Here is a 10,280-nt window from a genome sequence, read left to right on the forward strand (position 1 = left end):
TTGGTGCCGACGGCGAGACTCGAACTCGCACAGCCTAAGCCACTACCCCCTCAAGATAGCGTGTCTACCAATTTCACCACGTCGGCATCTTGTAAAACCTGACAATTCTACTGCATTGCACCACTTCCTTACCCCAAAAATAAAGGCAGAAAGTGCTTAAATCTAATTTTTACTTCGGAACCGCTGGCTTAGTTGGATCCTGGACTGGTGCAGCAGGCGCTGGGGCTGGAGCCGCAACAGGCGCTACTGTGCCAGACAAAACACCAGGACTAACTTCCTTTTTATTGCCAATCCAAGTAATCCCTAAAGTGCAGACAAAAAAGACTGCCGCAAAAATAGCGGTTGTATGGGATAGGAAGTTGGCTGAACCGCTAGCGCCAAAAAGGCTGCCAGAGGATCCAGAACCAAAAGCAGCGCCCATATCAGCGCCCTTCCCCTGTTGAAGCAACACAAGCAAGATCACAGCCAAAGCTGAAATTACCTGCAAAACGATCAATAAAGTCTTAAACCATTCCATGGCTTATCTCCAAATAAAAAATCTAGGCCTGACAAATAGCTAGAAAATCTTGTGGGTTCAATGAGGCTCCCCCAATCAATCCACCATCAATATCCGGCATTGCAAACAGTTCAACGGCATTATCAGGTTTAACGCTGCCGCCGTACAAAATTCCCACGTGGGAAGCTACATCTTCATCAAATTCCGCCAATTGCAAGCGAATTGCTCGGTGTATATCTTGAGCCATCTGAGCGCTTGCCACCTTACCCGTGCCGATAGCCCAAATAGGCTCATAAGCAATCAGGCAGTCAGCCAAACGGTCTTGCAAAATAGCGACCTGCTTTGAAATTTGACCTCGCACTATCTCAACCTCACGACCAGAGTTACGTTCATCAGCAGACTCACCGACACAAATCACTGGGATCATGCCATTATCGAGCACCTGAAGGGCCTTCTCGGCGACCTGCTCATCAGTCTCCCGATGGTATTGGCGACGCTCAGAATGACCAACAATCACGTAGGTGCAATCTAACTCTTTCAGCATAAAGGCAGCAACTTCGCCGGTATACGCGCCATCAGCATAAGCCGAAGCATCTTGAGCGCCCAAGCTTAAAAAAGCTAATGAGCAATCACGAATCAAATCACCACACTGCGCTAAGTAAGGCGCCGGCACACAAACTGCATACTTTCGGCCTGCTGGCATCCCCTGCTCCATACCACGGCAAACGGTCTTGACCCAGTCTGCATTGCTTGCAAGACTACCGTTCATTTTCCAGTTGCCGATAACAGTGAGTGGACGCATTAAATCTAGCTCAATACTTAAACGGTCAACACGATCTTGCCAACATGCTCAGAAGACTCCATCAAACGATGGGCATCAGCCGCTTGGTCTAAGGTGAATGTTTTATAAATCACTGGCTTTAACTTACCCGCATCTAGCAAAGGCCAAATACGCGCATGTAACTGCTGGGTAATCTGCTTCTTAAATGACACAGGACGTGGGCGCAATGTAGAACCAGTGATGGTTAGACGACGACGCAAAATTTGCCCAGTATTTACTTCAGCCTTTGATCCACCCATGATCGCAATAATCACAATGCGGCCATCATCAGCTAAGCAATCAATTTCTTTTTGTACGTAAGCACCAGTAACCATGTCGAGTACCACATTGACACCCTTACCGTCAGTTGCCTTTTTCACTTCTTCTACAAAGTCTTGTGTCTTGTAATTGATCGCCAAGTCAGCACCTAAAGCTACGCAAGCTGCGCACTTCTCATCGGTACCAGCAGTAACAAATACTTTATGACCCAAGGCTTTTGCAATCAAAATCGCAGTGACTCCAATACCGCTAGAGCCGCCTTGCACTAGCAAGGTTTCACCTTCAGATAACTCGCCACGCATGAAGACGTTGCTCCATACGGTGTAAAAAGTTTCAGGCAAGGACGCTGCCTCTTGATCTGTAAACCCTTTTGGATAAGGTAAGCATTGCGCAATAGGAGCCGTACACAGTTCTGCGTAACCACCACCCTGCACAAGCGCACAAACCTTATCGCCAACTTTGAGGCCAAACAGATTGTCAGCATGAGCTAAATCACCGCCAACAATCTCACCAGCCACCTCGAGACCAGGAATATCAGATGCGCCTGCTGGGACCGGGTAATGGCCTTTGCGTTGCAAAACGTCTGGACGATTAATTCCAGCAGCAATCACCTTAATCAAAATCTCACCCGTACCAGCAGCCGGAGCCACCGGGTCAGGACGAGTGGCAGCCACCAGCATCTCTGGTGCGCCAAATTCTTTGATTTCCATTACACGCATATGAACTCCCGCTCGCTGACTTTACTTAAGCAGATTCGCCAGATGTAGGAGCGGCTTCAGCAGTAGCTTCAGCACCCGTCAAAGGAGCAATCGTGCCACCTTCATCAGCCATCGCAGCTTTGAGAGATAAACGCAAACGACCACGCTCATCAGCAGCTAACAACTTCACGCGAACCACTTGGCCTTCTGCTAAGTAGTCTTTAACTTCTTTTACACGCTCATTAGAAATTTCTGAGATGTGCAAGAGGCCATCTTTACCTGGAAGAATGTTTACCAAAGCACCAAACTCGAGCAACTTCACTACTGGACCTTCGTAGATCTTGCCTACTTCAGCTTCAGCGGTAATGCCTTCGATGCGTGCTTTTGCTTCAGCCATGCCTTCAGCAGAAGTAGAAGCAATGGTTACAGTACCGTCGTCTTTAATGTCGATGCTGCAACCAGTTTCTTTAGTCAAGGCTTGAATTGTTGCGCCGCCCTTACCGATGACTTCACGAATCTTGTCTGGATGAATCTTGAAAGAAACCATACGTGGAGCATGTGCAGACAATTCAGTGCGAACTGAACCCATCGCTTCTTGCATCTTGCTCAAAATGTGCAAACGGCCTTCTTTAGCTTGAGCCAATGCAACTTGCATAATTTCTTTAGTAATACCTTGAACCTTAATGTCCATTTGCAAAGCAGTAATACCGTTAGCGGTACCGGCTACTTTGAAATCCATATCACCTAAGTGATCTTCATCACCCAAGATGTCTGTCAATACCGCAAAACGGTTGCCGTCCAAAATCAAGCCCATTGCAACACCGGCAACGTGCGCCTTAACTGGAACACCAGCATCCATCATTGCCAAGCAGCCACCGCAAACGGAAGCCATGGATGAAGAACCATTGGACTCAGTAATTTCTGAAACTACACGAATGCTATATGCGAAATCTTCTGCACTTGGCAATACCGGAATCAATGCGCGCTTAGCCAAACGGCCATGACCAATTTCACGACGCTTAGGGCTACCTACACGACCAGTTTCGCCAGTAGCGAACGGAGGCATGTTGTAGTGGAACATAAAGCGATCACGGTACTCGCCTTCGAGTGCATCAATGATCTGCTCATCACGTGCAGTACCTAAAGTAGCTACTACGAGAGCCTGTGTCTCACCACGAGTAAACAATGCTGAACCGTGTGTGCGTGGCAATACGCCATTACGAATTTCGATCGGACGAACAGTGCGTGTATCGCGACCATCAATACGTGGCTCGCCATTTAAAATCTGGCTACGAACAATCTTCGCTTCGATTTCAAACAAGATGTCGTTAACAGCAACAGCGTCAACATCACCCTCTTCTTGTAACTTAGCTACCACTGTTTTAGTGATTTCTTTGAGCTTGTCTGAACGAGCGCCCTTTTGACGAATCTGATAAGCCTCGCGCAATGGCGCTTCAGCCAATGCAGTGACCTTAGCAATGAATGGCTCATCTTTAGGAGCAGCAGTCCAATCCCACTCTGGCTTGCCAGCTTCAGTTACTAGTTCGTTAATTGCATTGATGGCAGTTTGCATTTGGTCGTGACCGTATACAACTGCACCCAACATGATTTCTTCAGACAACTGATTAGCTTCTGACTCAACCATCAATACAGCGGCTTGTGTACCAGCAACAATTAAATCCATCTCGCTAGCAGCTTGCTCTGTACGAGTTGGGTTCAAAAGGTATTGACCGTTAGCGTAACCAACACGTGCCGCGCCAACTGGGCCAGCAAATGGAATGCCCGAAACAGCCAAAGCTGCAGAAGCAGCGATCAATGCCGGAATATCAGCTGGAACGTCTGGGTTGATCGACAACACATGAACTACTACCTGCACTTCGTTCAAGAAGCCTTCTGGAAACAATGGACGCAATGGACGATCGATCAAACGGGAGATCAATGTCTCGCCTTCTGATGGACGACCTTCACGACGGAAGAAGCCACCAGGAATTTTTCCTGCGGCGTAAGTTTTCTCGAGATAATCAACAGTCAATGGGAAAAAAGACTGGCCTGGCTTAGCTGATTTAGAGGCAACTACTGTGCCCATTACTACTGTGTCATCAACATTAACAATGACAGCACCACCAGCTTGACGAGCAATCTCGCCTGTTTCCATTGTTACCTGATGATTGCCCCATTGAAACGTCTTTACTGCTTTTTTAAACATAGTCATTCTGATCTTCTCCAAATTGTTCACGCAAAAGCCACATGGATTTCACGCTTGTCGTGGGATAAAGCAGTGTCACGACAACACTGGAGCGTTTGAAGATCACAAGGGATGCCATTCCAGGGAGGCACTGGATTCTTCAACCCAGAAACTCATTGGAATGACACGATCCCCTACACAAATAATCTTGAAGCGCTCAAAAAACATGCCACCTGCTTAAGACTGATTCTGCTAAGAAACAACCCTAAGATAGATGGCATTGCAATACCGATAAGAATTACTTACGGAGACCTAATTTCTCGATCAATGCGCGATAGCGACCCAAATCCTTGCCTTTGAGGTAATCCAAAAGGCGGCGGCGGCGTGAAACCATCTTCAACAAACCACGACGGCTGTGATGATCTTTAGCGTTAGCTTTGAAATGGGGGGTTAATTCATTGATGCGGGCTGTTAGCAATGAAACTTGAACTTCAGGGCTACCCGTATCGTTTGCGCTGCGCGCGTTTTCTTTGACGATTTCCGCCGTTTTAATATCAGCAACTGCCATTTTCATACTCCTTACTTGCGAACACCTGAGCTTTCACCCAAATCGTGTCGTGCATTTATTAATCAAATAAAACAAAAAAAGCTTTAAAAATCAAAGCCATCGAATTGTAGCAGATCACCTATTCAGGGGCTATCCACCCCAAAACTGGCCGTTTATGGACCAATGAGGGGCTTTAAATGAATAAAACTATATAAATCAATAACTTATATTGAAATTAAGGGGTCATTTGGGCATTTAACTTGGCCTGGCTTGGGTCGTGGAGCTTATTCAAGGCCGATAAATAGGCTTTTGCTGAGGCAGCAATGATGTCTGGATCAGTTCCAACACCATTGACGATACGGCCACCTTTAGCAAGTCTGACGGTAACCTCGCCTTGAGATTGGGTGCCTGAGGTAATTGCATTGACAGAGTAAAGCAACTGCTCTGCCCCGCTCTTCACAATCTCTTCAATCGCATTCAAGCTAGCGTCAACCGGTCCATTACCTTCAGCCTCAGAGCTTGCCTCTTTTTCGCCCACTCGAAAGGTGACTTTAGATTTTGGTCGCTCACCTGTTTCAGAATGCTGACTCAAACTGACTCAAAGAAATAAATTTATAAAACTCGCCTGCCTCAGCAGCAGCTGAATTAGACATGATGGCAATAATATCCTCATCAAATATTTCTGATTTTTGATCTGCCAATGCCTTGAAGCGAACAAATGCTTCGTTCAAATCTGCTTCAGCTTCAATTGCAATACCCAACTCTTGTAAGCGTTGCTTGAATGCATTACGTCCAGACAACTTGCCCAACACAATCTTATTGGCAGACCAGCCCACATCTTCTGCACGCATAATTTCATAGGTATCGCGATTCTTCAGGATACCGTCTTGATGGATGCCTGAAGTATGGGCAAATGCATTCGCCCCAACAACTGCTTTATTGGGTTGAACCACAAAACCCGTGATCTGAGAAACCAACTTAGAGGCAGGAACAATTTGAGTAGCATCGATACCGCAGACCATATCGAAATAATCTTTACGCGTACGCAAAGCCATGACAATCTCTTCTAATGCCGTATTGCCAGCGCGCTCACCCAAACCATTAATGGTGCATTCAATCTGACGTGCGCCACCAATCTTGACACCAGCTAAGGAGTTGGCAACGGCCATACCCAAGTCATTGTGGCAATGAACTGACCAGACTGCTTTATCTGAATTTGGGACACGGGTGCGCAAGGTCTTCATGAATTCGCCATACAACTCTGGGGTCGCATAACCTACGGTATCGGGGATATTAATAGTGCTAGCACCCTCATTAATTGCCGCCTCAACCACTCTGCATAAGAAATCCATTTCTGAGCGATAACCATCTTCCGCTGAGAACTCAATATCATCTGCCAAGTTTCTGGCAAAGCGAATAGAACGCTTAGCTTGCTCAAATACTTCTTCTGGAGACATGCGCAATTTCACCGCCATATGCAATGGACTAGTTGCCAAAAAAGCATGAATCCGTTTGGCATTAGCGGCCTTTAAAGCGTCAGCAGCGCGAGTAATGTCTTTATCGTTGGCACGGGCAAGTGAACATACGATGGAATCCTTGACGGCAGCTGCTACTGCAGAGATGGCTTGAAAGTCGCCCTCAGAGCTAGCAGCAAATCCAGCCTCGATCACATCAACCTTGAGGCGCTCCAATTGGCGAGCAATACGGACCTTTTCGTCCTTAGTCATTGAGGCACCAGGCGACTGTTCGCCATCACGCAAGGTGGTATCAAAAATGATTACTTTGTCACTCATCACTACTCTCCGGTTCAATATTGCTTAATTTTGTTTACAACTTCATTGTCAATCTAAAAACAAAAACCCCAGCAATTTGCTGGGGCTGGTATGTCGTGGCTAATGAATTACTTTGATCTCATTAACTCAGGCCTTACCTGCCCCAAGCTGTAGGCTTAGTGCTAGAAGTAGTTTCCCGCTAGGCAAGTTAGAAAGTGAGAAATTCATCAACATGGATTAAATATAACCTAAAAATCCAGTTTTAGCCAAAACGGCGACCGCTCAGCCGCTCCCATGCCCAAATGACGTAACCCGAAATGGAATACACCACAAAGAGGCCAAATAAGGTAAGTGGGGGGTTGGAGGAGATCAACACAAAGGAGAGGATCATCAAAACCATCACACCAAATGGAACGCGGTAGCGAACATCCAAAGCCTTACCGCTATAAAAACGGGCATTAGACACCATGGTTAAGCCAGCATAAACCGCCAAGAAAAAAGTAATCCAAGGAATCGCACTGTCTCGCACTGGAATCTTATTGTCGTCAGCCAACCAGATAAAACCTGCCATTAACGAACCAGCGGCTGGACTGGGCAGGCCCTGAAAAAACTTCTTATCAACCACACCAGTATTGACATTAAAGCGGGCAAGGCGCAAAGCCGCACCTGCGCAATAGGTAAATGCAGCTAACCAACCCCACTTACCCAAATCTTTTAGAGCCCACTCATAAGCAACTAAAGCTGGGGCTACACCAAATGACACCATATCAGCCAAAGAGTCATATTGTTCGCCGAAAGCGCTTTGGGTATTGGTCATGCGTGCAACGCGACCATCCATACCATCCAAAACTAAAGATGCAAAGATGGCAATCGCAGCCATCTCAAACTGGTGGTTCATTGCGTTGACGATGGCAAAGAAACCGCAGAACAAGGCTGCAGTAGTAAATGCATTAGGAAGGAGATAAATTCCTTTGCTGCGATGGCGCGGCTTATCCGCATGCAGCTCTTCTATTTCGAAATCAATTTCGTCACCAAGATCTTCAGCCCACTCATCTTGAGTACGCTCAGTGCGGGTACGCGCTAAGCGGCTGCGATCAATACGGCCACGACGGCGAAATGTAGTCACAGAATATTCCCAGTTATTACAGCTTGATTAGTCCAAGCCAGGCACACGAGCTAATGGAGTGTTGGTGGCAAAAACTTTATCCCCAACACTGACTAAAGGCTCAGCTCTTAATGGCAAATATACATCGACACGGGAACCAAAGCGGATAAAACCATAACGCTCACCTGCTTTGAGTCTATCGCCAACATGGATATAGCAAAGAATACGGCGAGCAATAAGTCCTGCAACCTGAACCAGAGTCACGATTTGACCATTGGCATCAATCACAACAGCGTTACGCTCATTCTCAGTAGAGGCTTTGTCTAAATCGGCATTCACAAACTTGCCTGGAAAATATTGAATCTCTTTTACTAAGCCGTTGACTGCGCTACGGTTGGAGTGAACGTTAAATACGTTCATAAATACACTGATCTTCAAAGCTTCACGACCCGCGTAAGGATCGTTCGCCTTTTCAACCACAACGATGCGACCATCAGCCGGAGATAAAACCAGATCACGACCTAAAGCAGCAATACGCTGCGGATCGCGGAAAAACTGCAGAACAAAGATAAAGATGATCCACAAAGGCCATGACCATGCAATGCCACCAAGATAGTGGACTAGCAAAGTAAAAGCCCCCACCAATGCCAAATACGGCCAACCTTCTTTCGCAATAATGGGGTGCGGATACATCATCTTTGTTCTGAGCCTTATTAGTTACTACTATTAATTTCTAACTGCTATTTGCTTAGTTCTTAGCTTAGTTCTTTGTTTGATCAACTAATTTATTCTTCGCAATCCAAGGCATCATGGCACGTAACTTCGCACCAACTACCTCGATGTCATGCTCAGCATTCAAGCGGCGACGTGAAATCAAAGTAGGCGCACCTGCTTTATTTTCCAAGATGAAGCTCTTAGCATACTCACCAGTCTGAATGTCTTTCAAGCACTGACGCATTGCATTCTTAGTATCTTCAGTCACAACACGTGGACCAGTTACATATTCACCGTACTCAGCGTTGTTAGAGATTGAGTAGTTCATGTTGGCGATGCCGCCTTCGTAGATCAAGTCAACAATCAACTTGAGCTCATGCAAGCACTCGAAGTAAGCCATCTCAGGAGCGTAACCAGCTTCAACCAAAGTCTCAAAACCGGCTTTGATCAACTCTACTGCGCCACCACAAAGAACAGCCTGCTCACCGAACAAGTCAGTTTCAGTTTCTTCACGGAAGTTGGTTTCAATAATGCCGGCACGACCACCACCGTTTGCTGTTGCATATGACAAAGCAACATCACGAGCAGAGCCAGATTTATCTTGATATACAGCGATCAAATGTGGAACACCGCCACCTTGAGCGTAAGTACCACGAACAGTGTGACCCGGAGCCTTTGGAGCAATCATGATCACGTCCAAGTCGGCGCGTGGCTGAACTTGACCGTAGTGAACGTTAAAGCCGTGAGCGAATGCCAATGCAGCGCCCTGCTTAATATTGCCATGAACTTCTTTGCTGTATACATCAGCAATTTGCTCATCCGGCAAGAGCATCATCACTACATCAGCATCTTTAACGGCTTCGCCAACTTCTTTTACTGTCAAGCCGGCATTTGCGGCTTTGCTCCAGGAAGCGCCATCCTTACGCAAACCAACAGTGACGTTACAGCCTGAATCCTTGAGGTTCAATGCGTGTGCGTGGCCCTGTGAACCGTAACCAATGATGGTCACTTTTTTGCCTTTAATGAGGGACAAATCAGCGTCTTTATCGTAAAAAACTTTCATGCTCTTTCCTTGTTTTGAAAATGTAGTTAATTCAGTAATCAGTTAAAAAAATTAAACCTTGAGGATACGTTCGCCGCGCCCAATACCAGAACCACCCGAACGGACAGTTTCTAGAATCGATGCACGATCAATCGAATCAATAAAGGCATCTAATTTGGCGCCATCACCAGTTAATTCAATGGTGTAACTCTTATCAGTCACATCGATGATGCGACCACGGAAGATATCCGTTGTACGTTTTAACTCCTCACGCTCTTTACCTACCGCGCGAACTTTAATCATCATGAGCTCACGCTCAATGTGAGGACCTTCAGTCAAGTCAAATACCTTAACCACCTCAACCAAGCGATTTAAGTGTTTTGTAATTTGCTCAATCACATCCTCAGAACCAATCGTGACAATCGTCATACGAGAAAGCGATGGATCTTCAGTAGGAGCAACGCTGAGTGTTTCAATGTTGTAACCACGTGCAGAAAATAAACCGACCACACGGGATAGTGCCCCTGGTTCGTTCTCTATCAATACAGAAATAATATGTCGCATTAGAGATCCTCGCTACCCAAAAGCATTTCAGTAATACCCTTACCCGCTTGAACCATTG

The 10,280-nt window shown here is 46.3% G+C and carries 9 protein-coding genes, 1 tRNA gene and 1 pseudogene; all 11 read right to left on the minus strand.

Annotated features, from left to right (window positions below):
- Position 1 precedes the first annotated feature (1 nt).
- Positions 2-86: transfer RNA gene (locus B7Y67_RS09970), tRNA-Leu, on the minus strand.
- 83 nt (positions 87-169) lie between these two features.
- Positions 170-517: a preprotein translocase subunit SecG gene (gene secG / locus B7Y67_RS09975; RefSeq protein ID WP_293598517.1), complete on the minus strand. Its 348-nt coding sequence runs from the start codon at positions 515-517 to the stop codon at positions 170-172.
- A gap of 22 nt (positions 518-539) precedes the next feature.
- Positions 540-1,298 (minus strand): triose-phosphate isomerase, encoded by a 759-nt coding sequence (gene tpiA / locus B7Y67_RS09980; RefSeq protein ID WP_293598518.1) that lies wholly within the window; start codon positions 1,296-1,298, stop codon positions 540-542.
- 17 nt (positions 1,299-1,315) lie between these two features.
- Positions 1,316-2,314 (minus strand): NAD(P)H-quinone oxidoreductase, encoded by a 999-nt coding sequence (locus B7Y67_RS09985; protein ID WP_293598519.1) that lies wholly within the window; start codon positions 2,312-2,314, stop codon positions 1,316-1,318.
- A 25-nt stretch (positions 2,315-2,339) separates the two neighbouring features.
- The gene (gene pnp / locus B7Y67_RS09990; protein ID WP_293598520.1) at positions 2,340-4,505 is read right to left on the minus strand and encodes a polyribonucleotide nucleotidyltransferase; all 2,166 of its coding nucleotides are present in this window, start codon (positions 4,503-4,505) and stop codon (positions 2,340-2,342) included.
- Between the two features lie 271 nt (positions 4,506-4,776).
- Positions 4,777-5,046 carry a 30S ribosomal protein S15 gene (gene rpsO / locus B7Y67_RS09995; protein WP_015420915.1) on the minus strand — a complete coding sequence of 90 codons (270 nt, stop codon included), beginning with the start codon at positions 5,044-5,046 and terminating at the stop codon, positions 4,777-4,779.
- A 214-nt stretch (positions 5,047-5,260) separates the two neighbouring features.
- Positions 5,261-6,818 (minus strand): annotated as a pseudogene (locus B7Y67_RS10000) (2-isopropylmalate synthase).
- A gap of 241 nt (positions 6,819-7,059) precedes the next feature.
- A complete protein-coding gene (gene pssA / locus B7Y67_RS10005) occupies positions 7,060-7,923 on the minus strand; it encodes a CDP-diacylglycerol--serine O-phosphatidyltransferase (RefSeq protein WP_293598521.1) in 864 nt (287 codons plus the stop codon).
- A 27-nt stretch (positions 7,924-7,950) separates the two neighbouring features.
- Entirely contained in the window at positions 7,951-8,598 is a 648-nt protein-coding gene (locus B7Y67_RS10010) for a phosphatidylserine decarboxylase (protein ID WP_293598522.1), read from the minus strand.
- A 64-nt stretch (positions 8,599-8,662) separates the two neighbouring features.
- Positions 8,663-9,679 (minus strand): ketol-acid reductoisomerase, encoded by a 1,017-nt coding sequence (gene ilvC / locus B7Y67_RS10015; protein WP_046329933.1) that lies wholly within the window; start codon positions 9,677-9,679, stop codon positions 8,663-8,665.
- Between the two features lie 51 nt (positions 9,680-9,730).
- Positions 9,731-10,222 (minus strand): acetolactate synthase small subunit, encoded by a 492-nt coding sequence (gene ilvN / locus B7Y67_RS10020; RefSeq protein WP_015420909.1) that lies wholly within the window; start codon positions 10,220-10,222, stop codon positions 9,731-9,733.
- Positions 10,223-10,280 lie beyond the last annotated feature (58 nt).

The organism is Polynucleobacter sp. 35-46-11, from assembly GCF_002281105.1.

What these genes read in the sequence shown, in the direction of transcription:
- ilvN (WP_015420909.1), bottom strand. Translation starts at nt 10,222, where the DNA reads ATGCGACATATTATTTCTGTATTGATAGAGAACGAACCAGGGGCACTA.
- tpiA (WP_293598518.1), bottom strand. Translation starts at nt 1,298, where the DNA reads ATGCGTCCACTCACTGTTATCGGCAACTGGAAAATGAACGGTAGTCTT.
- B7Y67_RS09985 (WP_293598519.1), bottom strand. Translation starts at nt 2,314, where the DNA reads ATGCGTGTAATGGAAATCAAAGAATTTGGCGCACCAGAGATGCTGGTG.
- pnp (WP_293598520.1), bottom strand. Translation starts at nt 4,505, where the DNA reads ATGACTATGTTTAAAAAAGCAGTAAAGACGTTTCAATGGGGCAATCAT.
- rpsO (WP_015420915.1), bottom strand. Translation starts at nt 5,046, where the DNA reads ATGGCAGTTGCTGATATTAAAACGGCGGAAATCGTCAAAGAAAACGCG.
- ilvC (WP_046329933.1), bottom strand. Translation starts at nt 9,679, where the DNA reads ATGAAAGTTTTTTACGATAAAGACGCTGATTTGTCCCTCATTAAAGGC.
- secG (WP_293598517.1), bottom strand. Translation starts at nt 517, where the DNA reads ATGGAATGGTTTAAGACTTTATTGATCGTTTTGCAGGTAATTTCAGCT.
- B7Y67_RS10010 (WP_293598522.1), bottom strand. Translation starts at nt 8,598, where the DNA reads ATGATGTATCCGCACCCCATTATTGCGAAAGAAGGTTGGCCGTATTTG.